We start from the raw sequence: 15828 nt of genomic DNA, 5'->3' as shown, positions 1-15828 counted from the left end.
GCCGAAAAGCCTAGCGGCGCGGCCTGCCCCATGGTCATGGGACAGGGAAATACCGCCCACCGCAAGCGGCTTGGGTGGGCGGTCGCCGCAGCGCTTTGTCAACTACGTTCCTTTCTCGGCCTGTTCGCGAATCCTTTCCGCCAATTGTGGTGGCATGGGTTCGTGGCGGGCGTAGCTGCGACGGAACCCGCCCGTGCCGTGCGACACGGACCGCAACTCCACCGCGTACCGGCCGATCTCGATCTCCGGGATCTCCGCCCGCACCCGCGTCCGGCCCGGCCCGGCCTGGTCGGAGCCGACGACGCGACCTCGGCGCCCCGCGAGGTCGCTCATGACCGGGCCGACGTACTCGTCGGGCACCAGTACGTCCAGTTCCGCGACGGGCTCCAGGAGGTGCATGGTCGCCTCGGCGGCGGCCTCCCGCAGGGCGAGCGCGCCCGCGGTCTGGAAGGCGGCGTCGGAGGAGTCCACCGAGTGCGCCTTGCCGTCGAGCAGGGTGATCCGTACGTCCACCAGCGGGTATCCGGCCGCGACCCCGCGCGCGGCCTGGGCGCGGACGCCCTTCTCCACGGACGGGATGAACTGGCGGGGCACCGAACCGCCGACCACCTTGTCGACGAACTCCACGCCGCTGCCGGCCGGCAGCGGCTCCACCCGGATCTCGCAGATGGCGAACTGGCCGTGGCCCCCGGACTGCTTGACGTGGCGCCCGCGGCCGGTCGCCTCGGCGCCGAAGGTCTCACGCAGGCTGACCTTGTGGGGGACCGGGTCCACCTGGACCCCGTAGCGGGTCCGCAGGCGTTCGAGCACCAGGTCCTGGTGGGCCTCGCCCAGGCACCACAGGACGAGCTGACGCGTGTGCGGGTTCTGCTCCAGCCGCAGCGTCGGGTCCTCGGCCACGAGACGGGCCAGCGCCTGCGAGAGCTTGTCCTCGTCGGCCTTGCCATGGGCCTCGACGGCGAGGGGCAGCAGGGGATCGGGCATCGACCAGGGCTCCATCAGCAGGGGCCGGTCCTTGGCGGAGAGGGTGTCGCCCGTCTCCGCGCGGGTGAGCTTCGCCACGCAGGCGAGGTCGCCGGCGATGCACCGGCCGAGGGGCCGCTGCTGCTTGCCGAAGGGGGAGGAGAGGGCACCGATCCGCTCGTCCACGTCGTGGTCCTCGTGCCCGCGGTCCGCGAGCCCGTGGCCGGACACGTGCACCGTCGCCTCGGGGAGCAGGGTGCCGGAGAAGACGCGGACGAGGGAGACGCGGCCGACGTAGGGGTCGGAGGAGGTCTTGACGACCTCGGCCACGAGGGGCCCGTCGGGATCGCAGGTGACCGGGGGGCGGTCGGAACCGTCGGGGGCGGTGACGGCGAGCGGCGCGCGTTCCGCGGGGGTGGGGAAGCCGCCGGTGACCAGTTCGAGGAGTTCCACCGTCCCGAGGCCCTGACGGGCTCCCTCGGCCGCGGGCGCCGCCATCAGCACGGGGTGGAAGGTGCCCCGGGCAACGGCCCGCTCCAGGTCGTCCACGAGGGTCTTGAGGTCGATGTCCTCGCCGCCGAGATAGCGGTCCATGAGGCTCTCGTCCTCGCTCTCCGCGATGATCCCCTCGATCAGGCGGGAGCGGGCGTCGGCGATGAGGGCGAGTTCCGCCGGGTCCGGGTCGCGTTCGACGCGTTCCCCGGAGCCGTAGTCGTACACGCGCCGGGAGAGCAGGCCGAGCAGCCCGGTGACGGGGGCGTGCCCGTCCGGGCCCGCGGGCCCGTGCAGGGGCAGGTAGAGCGGTACGACGGCGTCCGGGTCCTCGGCGCCGAAGATCTCCCCGCAGACGCCGGCCATCTGGGCGTAGTCGGACCGGGCCGCCTCCAGGTGGGTGACGACGATGGCCCGGGGCATGCCGACGGCCTCGCACTCGTCCCAGACCATGCGGGTGGCGCCGTCGATCCCGTCGGCGGCCGAGACGACGAAAAGGGCCGCGTCCGCGGCGCGCAGACCGGCCCTGAGTTCACCGACGAAGTCGGCGTATCCCGGAGTGTCCAGGATATTGATCTTGATCCCGCCCCATTCGACGGGGACGAGGGAGAGCTGGACGGACCGGTGGCGACGATGTTCGATCTCGTCGTGATCGGAGACGGTCGAACCGTCCTCGACCCGGCCGGCTCGATTGACGGCCCCGGCGGTCAGCGCCAGGGCCTCGACCAGGGTGGTCTTGCCGGCGCCGCTGTGGCCGACCAACACGACGTTCCGTACGGAAGTGGGCCGGTCGGCCGTCAGTGCCCTGCCGGCGGCCCCGGCTTGGTGTGATGTGGCTCCCATGATGCTCGTGCCTCCCGGTGTCGCGGTGAGGAGGGTGATCGGGGTCCTTCGAGCTTTGCACCGGTGTCACACCACGTCCATACGTCGTACCCGCAGCCGTCCGGAGCACGACGAGCGGCCGGCGCGGAGCCGACGTGGAGCCGGCGCGGGGATTGTCCGGGGCGAACCGGTGGGTGCGCGGCACCCGGGGCGCGAGGCGCCGGCTACGATGGGCCAGCCGGTGGCCGCTGTGGCCGCACGGCCCAGCGACCCTCCGGGAAGGCCATGCTGAACAAGTACGCGCGTGCATTCTTCACGCGTGTTCTCACGCCGTTCGCCGCATTTCTCCTCCGTCGGGGGGTGAGCCCGGACGCCGTCACCCTGATCGGCACCGCCGGAGTGGTGGCCGGAGCGCTGGTCTTCTTCCCCCGGGGCGAGTTCTTCTGGGGCACGATCACCATCACCCTCTTCGTCTTCTCCGACCTGGTCGACGGGAACATGGCCCGCCAGGCCGGCGTCTCCAGCCGGTGGGGGGCGTTCCTCGACTCGACGCTCGACCGGGTGGCCGACGCGGCCATCTTCGGCGGACTCGCGCTCTGGTACGCGGGCTTCGGGAACCACAACGTGCTCTGCGCCGTGTCCATCTTCTGCCTGGCCAGCGGCCAGGTGGTCTCCTACACCAAGGCCCGCGGCGAGTCGATCGGGCTGCCGGTGGCCGTCAACGGGCTCATCGAACGAGCCGAACGCCTGGTGATCACCCTCGTCGCGGCCGGCCTGTCCGGGCTGCAGACCTTCGGCGTCCCCTCCTGGATCGGGGTGCTCCTGCCGATCGCCCTGTGGGTGGTCGCGGCGGGCTCCCTCGTCACGCTGATCCAGCGGGTGGTCACCGTACGCCGCGAGGCGGCGGAGGCCGACGCGGCCGAGGCCGCGGCCGAAGGCGGTGCCGCCTGATGGGCGCCGCACAGGACAAGCTCGTCGACGGGCTCTACGGGCTCGGCTGGGCGGGCGTGAAGAAGCTCCCCGAGCCCGCGGCGGTGGCCCTCGGCCGCCGGATCGCGGACTACGCCTGGAAGCGGCGCGGCAAGAGCGTGCTGCGCCTGGAGTCGAACCTGGCCCGGGTGGTCCCGGACGCGACCCCCGAAGCCCTGCGGGAACTGTCGCGTGCCGGCATGCGCTCCTACATGCGGTACTGGATGGAGTCCTTCCGGCTGCCGACCATGGACCCGAAGCGGTTCGGCACGGACGTCGAGATGAAGGACGACCACGTCCTGCGCGAGGCGCTGGCCACCGGGCGCGGGGTCGTGGTCGCCCTGCCGCACCTCGCGAACTGGGACCTCGCCGGCGCCTGGGCCACCGGCCACATCGGCGTGCCGTTCACCACGGTCGCCGAACGGCTCAAGCCCGAAAGCCTGTACGACCGCTTCGTGGCCTACCGGGAAAGCCTCGGCATGGAGGTGCTCCCGCACAGCGGCGGCGCCGCCTTCGGCACCCTGGCCCGACGGCTCCGCTCCGGGGGACTGGTCTGCCTGGTCGCCGACCGGGACCTGTCGGCCTCCGGCGTCGAGGTGGACTTCTTCGGCTCCACGGCGCGCATGCCGGCGGGACCGGCGCTGCTGGCCCAGCAGACGGGCGCGGTGCTGCTCCCGGCCACCCTGTACTACGGGGACACCCCGAAGATGTACGGCCGGATACACCCCGAGGTGCCCGTGCCGAAGAACGGCACCCGGGTCGAGAAGACGGCCGTCATGACCCAGGCCGTCGCCGACGTGTTCGCCCAGGGGATCGCCGAGCACCCCGAGGACTGGCACATGCTGCAGCGGCTGTGGCTGGACGACCTGGAGGAACGCGCTCAGTGAAGATCGGCATCGTGTGCCCGTACTCGTGGGACGTACCGGGCGGCGTCCAGTTCCACATCCGTGACCTCGCGGAACACCTGATCCGCAGCGGCCACGAGGTGTCGGTGCTCGCCCCCGCGGACGACGAGACTCCGCTGCCGCCCTACGTGGTCTCGGCGGGACGAGCGGTCCCGGTGCCGTACAACGGGTCGGTGGCCCGGCTGAGCTTCGGCTTCCTGTCCGCGGCCCGCGTACGACGCTGGCTGCACGACGGCGTCTTCGACGTCATCCACATCCACGAACCCGCCTCGCCGTCCCTCGGCCTGCTGTCCTGCTGGGCGGCGCAGGGACCCATCGTGGCCACCTTCCACACCTCCAACCCCCGCTCGCGCGCGATGGTCGCCGCGTACCCGATCCTCCAGCCGGCGCTGGAGAAGATCAGCGCCCGCATCGCGGTGAGCGAGTACGCGCGCCGGACCCTCGTGGAACACCTGGGCGGGGACGCCGTCGTGATCCCCAACGGGGTCGACGTGGACTTCTTCGCCAAGGCCGAACCCAAGGTCGAGTGGAGCGGTCAGACCCTCGGCTTCATCGGCCGGATCGACGAGCCCCGCAAGGGCATGCCCGTGCTCATGGCGGCCTTCCCCAAGATCGTGGAGGCCTGCCCGGACGTACGGCTCCTCGTGGCCGGCCGCGGCGACGAGGAGGAGGCCGTGGCCTCGCTGCCGGCCGACCTCCGCTCCCGGGTCGAGTTCCTCGGCATGGTCTCGGACGAGGACAAGGCGCGGCTGCTGCGCAGCGTCGACGCGTACGTCGCCCCCAACACCGGCGGCGAGAGCTTCGGCATCATCCTCGTCGAGGCCCTCTCGGCGGGGGCCGCGGTCCTGGCCTCGGACCTGGACGCCTTCGCGCAGGTACTGGACCAGGGACGCGCGGGCGACCTCTTCACCAACGAGGACGCCGACTCCCTGGCGGCGGGTGCCATCGCCCTCCTGCGGGACCCCGAACGCCGGGCGGAACTGAGCACCCGCGGCTCCGCGCACGTGCGGCGCTTCGACTGGTCGACGGTGGGAGCGGACATCCTGGCCGTCTACGAGACCGTGACCGACGGCGCGGCGGCGGTCGCGGAGGACGAACGCGTCGGCCTGCGCGCACGGCTGGGCTTCGCGCGGGACTAAGGGCTGTCCCGCAATCCCTGGCGGGCGCACGACACCGGCCACGGCACCTCGCCGCGTTGTCGGAACGCCCGAATACGCCCAGTATGAGGACGTCCCTCCGCCTTGCGATGCACCGCGTCCGACGCCGTGCGCTGATCCACCAGGGATTGCGGGACAGCCCATAGGCCGTCTCTTTCGGATCTTGCCGGGCGGCGCGGGTCAGGCAAGATCCGAAAGAGACGGCCCGGTGCCGTGACCCGCGCCGTCTGCGGCGTCCCCCGGCCGCCGGGGGCCGCCCCCGGGCCGGGCCGGGGTCGGGGGCCCGCGAAAGGTAGAGTCGCGGCCCGTGATCGAAACCCTTGTCTGGATTGCCCTGGGCCTCGGCGTCATCGGGGTCTACCTCAGTTGGACCGCCGGTCGCCTCGACCGGCTGCACTCACGGATGGACGCCGCCCGGGCCGCCCTCGACGCGCAGCTCGTGCGGCGGGCGTCGGTGGTGCTGGAGGTGGCCACCTCGGGCGTGCTCGACCCGGCCTCGTCGCTGGTGCTGTACGAGGCCGCGCACGGGGCCCGACAGGCCGAGGAGGAGCACCGCGAGGTGGCCGAGAGCGAACTGAGCCAGGCGTTGCGCGCGGTGTTCTCCGACGTGGACCAGGTCGAGGTGCTGAAGGCCGCCCCCGGCGGCGCGGAGGCCACCGAGGAGCTGGCGGCCGCCGTCCGCCGGGTGCCGATGGCCCGCCGCTTCCACAACGACGCGGTACGCGCGGCCCGCGCGCTGCGCAGGCACCGCAAGGTCCGCTGGTTCCGCTTGGCCGGACACGCCCCCTTCCCGCTCGCCTTCGAGATGGACGACGAGCCCCCGGTGGATCTTGCGGAACGGCCGTAGCGGCCCCACTTGTACCCAATGGCCAAATCGGAAGGAGCCACCGGCTCCTCATTGGCCCTTGCAGTGGACTGGTCGTGGGGGGTTTGCTCACCGCAGTACCACCGCAGCACCCGTCTTCCTTCGAGTGAGGTCAATCCGTGAGCACGCTTCCCTCCACCCCGCAGTCCGCTGAGTCCGCGATCGGCACGTCCCGCGTCAAGCGCGGCATGGCCGAGCAGCTCAAGGGCGGCGTGATCATGGACGTGGTCAACGCCGAGCAGGCGAAGATCGCCGAAGACGCCGGCGCCGTGGCCGTCATGGCCCTGGAGCGGGTCCCCGCCGACATCCGCAAGGACGGCGGAGTGGCCCGGATGTCCGACCCCAACATGATCGAAGAGATCATCGAGGCCGTCTCCATCCCCGTCATGGCCAAGTCCCGCATCGGCCACTTCGTCGAGGCGCAGGTGCTGCAGTCCCTCGGCGTCGACTACATCGACGAGTCCGAGGTCCTGACCCCGGCCGACGAGGTCAACCACTCCGACAAGTGGGCGTTCACCACCCCCTTCGTCTGTGGCGCCACCAACCTGGGCGAGGCCCTGCGCCGCATCGCCGAGGGCGCGGCCATGATCCGTTCCAAGGGTGAGGCCGGCACCGGCAACGTCGTCGAGGCCGTCCGCCACCTGCGCCAGATCAAGAACGAGATCGCCCGCCTGCGCGGCTTCGACAACAACGAGCTGTTCGCCGCCGCCAAGGACCTGCGCGCCCCGTACGAGCTGGTCAAGGAGGTCGCCGAGCTCGGCAAGCTCCCGGTCGTGCTGTTCTCCGCCGGTGGCGTCGCCACCCCGGCCGACGCCGCGCTGATGCGCCAGCTCGGCGCCGAGGGCGTCTTCGTCGGCTCCGGCATCTTCAAGTCCGGCGACCCGGCCAAGCGCGCCGCCGCCATCGTGAAGGCCACCACCTTCTACGACGACCCGAAGATCATCGCGGACGCCTCCCGCAACCTGGGCGAGGCCATGGTCGGCATCAACTGCGACACCCTCCCCGAGTCCGAGCGCTACGCCAACCGGGGCTGGTAACAAGCATGAGCAGCACCCCCGTCATTGGTGTCCTGGCACTTCAGGGCGATGTACGGGAGCACCTGATCGCCCTGGCCGCGGCGGACGCCGTGGCCAGGCCGGTCCGGCGTCCCGAGGAACTCGCCGACGTCGACGCCCTGGTGATCCCCGGCGGCGAGTCCACGACCATGTCGAAGCTCGCCGTGCTGTTCGGCATGCTGGAGCCGCTGCGCGAGCGCGTGCGGGCCGGGATGCCGGTCTACGGCACCTGCGCCGGCATGATCATGCTCGCGGACAAGCTCCTGGACGGTCGCGAGGACCAGGAGACGCTGGGCGGCATCGACATGATCGTCCGCCGCAACGCCTTCGGGCGCCAGAACGAGTCCTTCGAGGCACGGATCGACTTCGCGGGCATAGCCGGCGACCCGGTCGAGGGTGTCTTCATCCGCGCCCCGTGGGTGGAGTCGGTCGGCGCCTCGGCCGAGGTGCTCGCCACGTACGACGGTCACACCGTCGCGGTACGGCAGGGGAACGTGCTCGCCACGTCCTTCCACCCGGAACTGACCGGCGACGACCGCGTTCACGCGTACTTCGTCGACATGGTGCGCGCGGGGCTGTAACGGCGTCCCGGTAGGATCTGAGCGAACACTGTTGGTGACGCGAAGGAGACAGGCAGATGTCCGGCCACTCTAAATGGGCTACGACGAAGCACAAGAAGGCCGTGGTTGACGCCAAGCGCGGCAAGCTCTTCGCGAAGCTGATCAAGAACATCGAGGTCGCGGCCCGCATGGGCGGCGCCGACATCGATGGCAACCCGACGCTCTTCGACGCCATCCAGAAGGCCAAGAAGAGCTCGGTCCCGAACAAGAACATCGACTCCGCGGTCAAGCGCGGCGGCGGCCTCGAAGCCGGCGGCGCCGACTACGAGACGATCATGTACGAGGGCTACGGCCCGAACGGCGTCGCGGTGCTCATCGAGTGCCTCACCGACAACCGCAACCGTGCCGCGTCCGACGTGCGTGTCGCCATGACCCGCAACGGCGGCTCGATGGCCGACCCGGGCTCGGTCTCGTACCTGTTCAACCGCAAGGGTGTCGTCCTCCTGCCCAAGGGCGAGCTCTCCGAGGACGACGTCCTGGAGACGGTGCTGGAAGCCGGAGCCGAAGAGGTCAACGACCTCGGGGACAGCTTCGAGATCATCAGCGAGGCCACCGACATGGTCGCGGTCCGCACCGCGCTCCAGCAGGCCGGCATCGACTACGACTCGGCCGACTCCAACTTCCTGCCGACCATGCAGGTCGAGCTGGACGAAGAGGGCGCGCGCAAGATCTTCAAGCTGATCGACGCGCTGGAGGACAGCGACGACGTGCAGAACGTCTTCGCCAACTTCGACGTACCGGACGAGGTCATGGAGAAGGTCGACGCCTGAGCCGCGGACTCTCGCCGCAACAGACGTGAACGGCCCGCCGGATTCATCCGGCGGGCCGTTTCGTTGGCCGCCCGTTCCCTCGACGTCTCCTCCCTCCGGCCGCTCGCCGACCGCTCGTCGACGCCTGCCGTCCGCTCGACCGCCGCTCGCCGATCGCTCGCCCGCCGCCGAACGCGGCGGGCCCGTCCCGTGCGGTCACCGCCGCTGTCGGTGCCGGCCGGTAGCCTGCACACCTGCGTGAAGGAGGAGGGGACGTTGCGAGTGCTCGGTGTGGACCCGGGGTTGACCCGGTGCGGTATCGGCGTGGTCGAGGGCGTCGCGGGTCGCCCGCTGACGATGCTGGGCGTGGGGGTCGTACGGACTCCGGCGGACGCCGAGATCGGGCTGCGGCTCGTCGCCATCGAGCAGGGCATCGAGAGCTGGCTCGACGAACACCGACCCGAACTCGTCGCGGTGGAAAGGGTGTTCAGCCAGCACAACGTCAGCACCGTCATGGGGACCGCGCAGGCCAGCGCGGTCGCCATGCTCTGCGCCGCCCGCCGCGGACTGCCCGTCGCCCTGCACACCCCCAGCGAGGTCAAGGCCGCCGTCACCGGCAGCGGCCGCGCCGACAAGGCACAGGTGGGAGCCATGGTCACCCGCCTGCTGCGGCTCGACGCGCCACCGAAGCCGGCCGACGCCGCCGACGCCCTGGCCCTCGCCATCTGCCACATCTGGCGGGCCCCCGCCCAGAACCGTCTCCAGCAGGCGGTCGCCCTGCACGCCGCGACCGCCGCGCGCGGCTCCGCCCCCGTCTCCGCCCGGAAAGGCCGTACCCGATGATCGCCTTCGTCAGTGGCCAGGTCGCCGCCCTCGCCCCCACCCTCGCCGTGATCGAGGTCGGGGGCGTGGGCATGGCCGTGCACTGCACGCCGAACACCGTCTCGGGGCTCCGGCTGGGTGAACCCGCGCGACTGGCGACCTCCCTGGTCGTACGGGAGGACTCGCTGACGCTGTACGGCTTCGCCGACGACGACGAGCGACAGGTCTTCGAGCTGCTGCAGACCGCCAGCGGGGTCGGGCCGAGGCTGGCTCAGGCCATGCTGGGCGTGCACAGCCCGGACGCGCTCCGACTGGCCGTCTCCACGGGCGACGAGAAGTCCCTGATGGCGGTGCCCGGCATCGGCAAGAAGGGGGCGCAGAAGCTGCTGCTGGAACTCAAGGACAAGCTGGGCGCACCGCTGGGCACCAGCGGCCTGGTCGGGGCCCAGCGGGCCGCCGCGACCGGACCCGCGCCGTGGACGGAGCAACTCGCCGCGGCGCTGATCGGGTTGGGGTACGCCTCCCGGGACGCGGAGGAGGCGGTCTCGGCCGTCACCCCGCAGGCCGAGGAGGCCATCGCCGCCGGCGGCTCGGCTCCCGTGCCGCAGCTCCTGCGCGCCGCCCTCCAGTCCCTGAACCGGGCCCGCTGACCCCACGACCGACCCGGCGACGCGAACCGATGCCGGTACGGGGGCGCCCCGCACCTACTCCGCACCTTGGCGGGGCACCGGCCCGCCCGGACCGGCGGCCCCGGCCGGCTGACGGCGACCGACCGGGACCACCGCACGACCCGACCGGGACCGCCGCATGACCCGACCGCGATCCGACCGCGACCGCCGCGCCCCGCGGCCCCGGTCGGCCGCCGGCGCCCCGCACGGCGGGCGGGCACACGCGGTGGCGGCACCGACGGCGTCCCCGTACCGGGCCGCCCCACGGGGGCACGATGACCACCGCACCGACCGAGAAGGCAGACTGACACCGTGAACTGGGACGACGAGACCGACGCAGCCGAGACCGACCGTCTTGTCGCGGCGGCGGCCGGCGGCGAGGACACCGCCGTCGAGGCGGCCCTGAGGCCCAAGGACCTCGGCGAGTTCGTCGGCCAGGAGAAGGTCCGCCGACAGCTCGACCTCGTCCTCAAGGCGGCCCGCCAGCGCGGAGCCACCGCCGATCACGTCCTGCTCTCGGGCGCGCCCGGCCTCGGCAAGACCACCCTCTCCATGATCATCGCCGCCGAGATGGAGGCACCCATCCGGATCACCTCCGGTCCCGCCATCCAGCACGCCGGCGACCTCGCCGCGATCCTGTCCTCCCTCCAGGAGGGCGAGGTCCTCTTCCTCGACGAGATCCACCGCATGTCCCGGCCCGCCGAGGAGATGCTGTACATGGCCATGGAGGACTTCCGCGTCGACGTGATCGTCGGCAAGGGCCCGGGCGCGACGGCCATTCCGCTGGAGCTTCCGCCCTTCACCCTGGTCGGTGCCACCACCCGGGCCGGACTGCTGCCCCCGCCGCTGCGCGACCGCTTCGGCTTCACCGGACACATGGAGTTCTACGTACCGGAGGAACTCGAACGGGTCATTCACCGCTCGGCCCGCCTCCTCGACGTGGAGATCGACACCGCCGGCGCGGCGGAGATCGCCGGCCGCTCCCGGGGCACGCCGCGCATCGCCAACCGGCTCCTGCGCCGAGTCCGGGACTACGCCCAGGTCAGGGCCGACGGAGTGATCAACCGCGAGGTGGCCGGCACCGCCCTCCAGCTGTACGAGGTGGACGCGCGCGGGCTCGACCGGCTCGACCGGGCCGTGCTGGAGGCCCTGCTCAAGCTGTTCGGCGGCGGACCCGTGGGCCTGTCCACCCTCGCCGTGGCCGTCGGGGAGGAGCGGGAGACCGTCGAGGAGGTGGCCGAGCCCTTCCTGGTGCGCGAGGGGCTGCTGGCACGGACGCCCAGGGGCCGGGTCGCGACCCCCGCCGCCTGGGCCCACCTGGGGCTTGTACCGCCCCGGCAGGACGGTAGTGGATCAAGTGGACAACAGGGGTTGTTCAGGGCCTGACGGCGCGGAGGTTCGACCGCTCAGGAACTGCGGTGCCATGCTGGGCGTTGTTCCATCGGTGCGGACTCGCCTAGACTCCGCCGATGCCGACCCTCCGGGTCGGCATGCCCACCCCCGTAGAAGAAGGCCGTCTCCCGTACGGTCGTGCGAAGGATCTCCGTCCCGTGAATCTCGTGACACTCCTCCCGTTCATCGTGCTCATCGGGGCGATGTTCCTGATGACCCGCTCCGCCAAGAAGAAGCAGCAGGCGGCCGCGCAGATGCGCAACGAAATGGCGCCCGGTACCGGGGTCCGCACCATCGGTGGCATGTACGCCACCGTGAAGGAGATCGGTGAGGACACCGTCACCCTCGAGGTGGCCCCCGGCGTCCACGCCATCTACGCGAAGAACTCCATCGGCGCCGTGCTGGAGGACGCCGAGTACAACCGCATCGTCCACGGCGCCACCGATGATCTGACCATCGACACGCCGGTCGTCCCGGACGACGCCTCCTCGCTGACCGCGGGCGAGACGCCGAAGACCGACCTGTCGAAGGACGAGGACGAGGCTCCCAAGCTCGACCTGGGCAAGAAGGACGAGCCCGGCGACGGGCCCGCCGACGAGCCGAAGGACGGCAAGACCGACGGCGAGGCCGGCGCGAAGTAGCGCTCGGCCGGGAACCGCGGAGGCGCCTGATCGGCGGCCGCCGCGGTTCCCGTGAGTGACACTTCTGCGGGGGGCAGGGGTCCCCACCACACATTTCGTGGCCGTCCGCGTGCTGACCCGGCGCGGGACGGTTGGACAGGGAGATACGACAAGGTGGCAGCACCGAAGAAGGGCCGGCGGCCCACGGGGGCTCAGGGGAGGCCGGGGCGCGCCCTGGCGATCATCCTGATCGCGATGGTGGCGCTCACCGCGGGGATGTTCATCTCCAAGCAGACGACTCCCCGACTGGGCATCGACCTCGCCGGCGGTACGAGCATCACGCTCAAGGCGAAGAGCGAGCCCGGCAAGCCGGACGCGATCAACGAGACCAACATGAACACCGCGGTCGGCATCATCGACCGTCGTGTCAACGGTCTCGGCGTGTCGGAGGCCGAGGTCCAGACGCAGGGCCGCGACCACATCATCGTGAACATCCCCAAGGGAGTGAACGAGCAGCAGGCGCGCGAGCAGGTCGGTACCACCGCCCAGCTCTACTTCCGCCCGGTCCTGGCGTTCACCCCCAGTGACCCGGCCACGCCCAACGCCACGCCGAAGCCGTCCGGCAGCCCGTCCGCGAAGCCCTCCGGCAGTCCGTCCGCGAAGCCCTCCGCGAGCGGCTCCGGCGCCCCCAAGGCCGAAGACGGCAAGCCGTCGGCCACCCCGTCGTCCAGCGCCACTTCCCAGGGCCGCGCGCTCAGCGAGGGCCTCAAGGCCCCGAGCGCCCCCTCTCCCACGCCGTCGGCGAGCGGGTCGAAGAAGGCAGACGACAACAAGGCCACCACCCCGGCCACCACGCCCGCACCGGTTCCGTCCGGTGCCGATGCCGCCGTGGCCGACCTGCAGGCCAAGTTCGCGGCGCTGAACTGCGCCGACCCGGCGCAGCGCGCCGAGGCCGGCAAGGGCGCCAAGCCCGAGGACCCGATGGTCGCCTGTGGCGACCGCGGCAAGTGGGTGCTCGGCCCGGCCGTCGTGAACGGTCAGGACGTCGACGAGGCCAAGGCCCAGATCAACTCGCAGACCGGCGAGTGGATCGTCGCGATGCAGTTCACCGACAAGGGCGCGGACAAGTTCGCCAAGATCACCGGTGAGCTCGCCACCAAGCAGATGCCGCAGAACCAGTTCGCGATCGTGCTCGACGGCTCGGTGATCTCCGACCCGTCCGTGAACCAGGCGCTGACCGGCGGCAACGCCGAGATCTCCGGTGGTGGTTTCAACCAGGAGACCGCCACGGACCTGGGCAACATGCTCTCGTACGGCGCCCTGCCGCTCTCCTTCCAGGAGGACAGCGTCACCACCGTCACCCCCGCCCTCGGCGGCGAGCAGCTGAAGGCCGGTCTGATCGCCGGCGCCATCGGCCTGCTCCTCGTGGTGATCTACCTGCTGGTCTACTACCGGGGCCTGGCGTTCATCGCGATCGTCAGCCTCCTGGTGTCCGCGATCCTCACCTACACGATCATGGCGCTGCTCGGAAAGGGCATCGGGTTCGCGCTGAACCTGCCCGCCGTCTGTGGTGCCATCGTCGCGATCGGCATCACGGCGGACTCGTTCATCGTGTACTTCGAACGCATCCGTGACGAGATCCGCGAAGGTCGCACCCTGCGCCCGGCCGTGGAGCGCGCCTGGCCGCGAGCCCGACGCACCATCCTGGTCTCCGACTTCGTGTCGTTCCTCGCCGCCGCGGTGCTGTTCATCGTCACCGTGGGCAAGGTCCAGGGCTTCGCCTTCACGCTGGGTCTGACCACCCTGCTCGACGTGGTCGTGGTGTTCCTCTTCACCAAGCCGATCATGACCCTGATGGCCCGTACGACGTTCTTCTCCAGCGGTCACCCGTGGTCCGGGCTGGACCCGAAGCGGCTCGGGGCCAAGCCCCCGCTGCGCCGGTCCCGCACCGGTACCGGTGCGAGTGCCGCCACCGTGTCCGCCCCCGTCGACTCGAAGGAGGCGTGAGAGATGTCGAAGCTGGGAGATCTCGGCGCCAGGCTGTACCGCGGTGAGGTCGGCTACGACTTCGTCGGCAAGCGTTTCCTCTGGTACGGCGTTTCCATCCTGATCACCATCACGGCGATCGTGGCCCTGGCCGTTCAGGGTCTCAACATGGGCATCGAATTCAAGGGCGGTGCCGTCTTCACCACCCCGAAGGCGGTCGCCTCCGTCGCCCAGACGACGGAGATCGCGGAGAAGGCCTCCGGGCACGACGCGATCGTCCAGGAACTCGGCACCGGCGGCATGCGCATCCAGATCTCCGGTCTGGACACCGCCGCCGCCGCCGACGTGAAGAAGGACCTGGCGGCCGAGCTGAAGGTGTCGGCCGCCGACATCAACGCGGACCTGGTCGGCCCGAGCTGGGGCGAGCAGATCGCGAACAAGGCCTGGACCGGCCTCGCCATCTTCATGGTCCTCGTGGTGATCTACCTCGCCATCGCCTTCGAGTGGCGGATGGCGGTCGCCGCGCTGGTCGCGCTGATCCACGACCTCACCATCACCGTCGGCGTGTACGCGCTCGTCGGGTTCGAGGTCACGCCGGGCACCGTGATCGGTCTGCTCACGATCCTCGGTTACTCCCTCTACGACACCGTCGTCGTCTTCGACGGTCTCAAGGAGGGGTCGAAGGACATCACCAAGCAGACCCGCTACACCTACAGCGAGATCGCCAACCGCAGCATCAACGGCACGTTGGTCCGCTCGATCAACACCACCGTCGTGGCGCTGCTCCCGGTCGGGGCCCTGCTCTTCATCGGCGGTGGCTTCCTGGGCGCGGGCATGCTCAACGACATCTCGCTGTCGCTGTTCGTCGGTCTCGCGGCCGGTGCGTACTCCTCGATCTTCATCGCGACCCCGCTGGTCGTGGACCTGAAGGAGCGCGAGCCCGCCATGAAGGCCCTCAAGAAGCGGGTGCTCGCGAAGCGGGCCGCCGCGGCGGCCAAGGGCGAGTCCGTCGACGAGGGCCAGGCCTCCGAGGGCTCCCCGCAGGTCGTGGCCCAGGGCCAGGCCGAGGGCCACGGACGGCGGCGCCGATGACCGCGTGTGCACCCGAGGTCCGCGAGCTGCTGCTCAGCCGGATCAAGGACGTCCCGGACTACCCGAAGCCGGGGGTGATGTTCAAGGACATCACCCCGCTGCTGGCCGACCCGAAGGCCTTCGCGGCCCTGACGGACGCGCTGGTGGACCTCGCGGCCCGGTACGGCGCGACGAAGATCGTCGGACTGGAGGCGCGCGGGTTCATCCTGGCGGCCCCGGTGGCCGTCCAGGCCGGGATCGGCTTCGTGCCCGTCCGCAAGGCCGGGAAGCTGCCCGGAGCGACGCTCTCGCAGTCGTACGAGCTGGAGTACGGGACCGCGGAGATCGAGGTCCACGCCGAGGACCTGTCGGCCGGTGACCGGGTCATGGTCATCGACGACGTCCTGGCGACCGGCGGCACGGCCGACGCCTCGCTCTCGCTGATCCGGCGCGCCGGCGCCGAGGTCGCCGGCGTGGCGGTCCTGATGGAACTGTCGTTCCTGCCGGGCCGCGCCCGGCTGGAGCCGGGCCTCGACGGCGCTCCGCTGGACGCGCTGATCGTGGTCTGACCCTCGCGTCACACGGAGCGGGCGGGGTACCGGGGCGACCCGGTACCCCGCCCGCTCCGGCTTTCGCGGGGGCGCGCGGCGCACTCCACCGCGGGCCCGGTGC

At 71.2% G+C, this 15828-nt stretch carries 15 protein-coding genes; 14 read left to right on the top strand and 1 reads right to left on the bottom strand.

Going from position 1 to position 15828, the window contains the following annotated elements; translation table 11 throughout:
* Positions 1-102: 102 nt before the first annotated feature.
* Positions 103-2298 carry an elongation factor G-like protein EF-G2 gene (locus ACFYW3_RS16970; RefSeq protein WP_351763634.1) on the bottom strand — a complete coding sequence of 732 codons (2196 nt, stop codon included), beginning with the start codon at positions 2296-2298 and terminating at the stop codon, positions 103-105.
* Positions 2299-2562: 264 nt separating this feature from the next.
* On the opposite strand from ACFYW3_RS16970, the gene pgsA reads away from it, so the two are divergent.
* The 14 genes from pgsA (at position 2563) to ACFYW3_RS16900 (ending at position 15725) form a co-directional block, all read left to right on the top strand.
* The gene (gene pgsA / locus ACFYW3_RS16965; protein ID WP_351763632.1) at positions 2563-3228 is read left to right on the top strand and encodes a phosphatidylinositol phosphate synthase; all 666 of its coding nucleotides are present in this window, start codon (positions 2563-2565) and stop codon (positions 3226-3228) included.
* The gene (locus ACFYW3_RS16960) at positions 3228-4133 is read left to right on the top strand and encodes a phosphatidylinositol mannoside acyltransferase (protein WP_351763630.1); all 906 of its coding nucleotides are present in this window, start codon (positions 3228-3230) and stop codon (positions 4131-4133) included. The genes pgsA and ACFYW3_RS16960 overlap by 1 nt, the downstream gene beginning before the upstream one ends.
* Positions 4130-5290, top strand: coding sequence for a glycosyltransferase family 4 protein (locus ACFYW3_RS16955; protein ID WP_351763628.1), 1161 nt, complete (start codon positions 4130-4132; stop codon positions 5288-5290). Before ACFYW3_RS16960 ends, ACFYW3_RS16955 begins: the two co-directional genes overlap by 4 nt.
* A 325-nt stretch (positions 5291-5615) precedes the next feature.
* Positions 5616-6155, top strand: a complete 540-nt coding sequence (locus tag ACFYW3_RS16950) for a hypothetical protein (protein WP_351375324.1) — start codon at positions 5616-5618, stop codon at positions 6153-6155.
* A gap of 137 nt (positions 6156-6292) precedes the next feature.
* A complete protein-coding gene (pdxS, locus tag ACFYW3_RS16945) occupies positions 6293-7210 on the top strand; it encodes a pyridoxal 5'-phosphate synthase lyase subunit PdxS (RefSeq protein WP_053676654.1) in 918 nt (305 codons plus the stop codon).
* A gap of 5 nt (positions 7211-7215) precedes the next feature.
* A complete protein-coding gene (pdxT, locus tag ACFYW3_RS16940) occupies positions 7216-7809 on the top strand; it encodes a pyridoxal 5'-phosphate synthase glutaminase subunit PdxT (protein WP_351763415.1) in 594 nt (197 codons plus the stop codon).
* A 56-nt stretch (positions 7810-7865) separates the two neighbouring features.
* Positions 7866-8618, top strand: coding sequence for a YebC/PmpR family DNA-binding transcriptional regulator (locus tag ACFYW3_RS16935; RefSeq protein ID WP_267797473.1), 753 nt, complete (start codon positions 7866-7868; stop codon positions 8616-8618).
* Positions 8619-8873: 255 nt separating this feature from the next.
* Positions 8874-9440, top strand: coding sequence for a crossover junction endodeoxyribonuclease RuvC (gene ruvC, locus ACFYW3_RS16930; protein ID WP_351763417.1), 567 nt, complete (start codon positions 8874-8876; stop codon positions 9438-9440).
* A complete protein-coding gene (ruvA, locus tag ACFYW3_RS16925; RefSeq protein WP_351763419.1) occupies positions 9437-10069 on the top strand; it encodes a Holliday junction branch migration protein RuvA in 633 nt (210 codons plus the stop codon). Before ruvC ends, ruvA begins: the two co-directional genes overlap by 4 nt.
* Before the next feature lie 330 nt (positions 10070-10399).
* Positions 10400-11473: a Holliday junction branch migration DNA helicase RuvB gene (gene ruvB / locus ACFYW3_RS16920; RefSeq protein ID WP_351763421.1), complete on the top strand. Its 1074-nt coding sequence runs from the start codon at positions 10400-10402 to the stop codon at positions 11471-11473.
* Positions 11474-11637: 164 nt separating this feature from the next.
* On the top strand, positions 11638-12120 hold the full coding sequence (gene yajC, locus ACFYW3_RS16915) for a preprotein translocase subunit YajC (protein ID WP_351763423.1): 483 nt from the start codon (positions 11638-11640) through the stop codon (positions 12118-12120).
* Between the two features lie 153 nt (positions 12121-12273).
* Positions 12274-14106 (top strand): protein translocase subunit SecD, encoded by a 1833-nt coding sequence (gene secD, locus ACFYW3_RS16910; protein ID WP_389386652.1) that lies wholly within the window; start codon positions 12274-12276, stop codon positions 14104-14106.
* A gap of 3 nt (positions 14107-14109) precedes the next feature.
* Complete coding sequence (secF, locus tag ACFYW3_RS16905) at positions 14110-15177, top strand: protein translocase subunit SecF (protein ID WP_351763427.1); 1068 nt, start codon at positions 14110-14112, stop codon at positions 15175-15177.
* A complete protein-coding gene (locus ACFYW3_RS16900) occupies positions 15174-15725 on the top strand; it encodes an adenine phosphoribosyltransferase (RefSeq protein WP_053676646.1) in 552 nt (183 codons plus the stop codon). Before secF ends, ACFYW3_RS16900 begins: the two co-directional genes overlap by 4 nt.
* The last annotated feature ends 103 nt before the right edge of the window (positions 15726-15828 follow it).

This window comes from Streptomyces sp. NPDC002602, from assembly GCF_042889445.1.
Lineage (GTDB): Bacteria > Actinomycetota > Actinomycetes > Streptomycetales > Streptomycetaceae > Streptomyces.
This window is presented reverse-complemented; position numbering and strand designations above follow the sequence as displayed.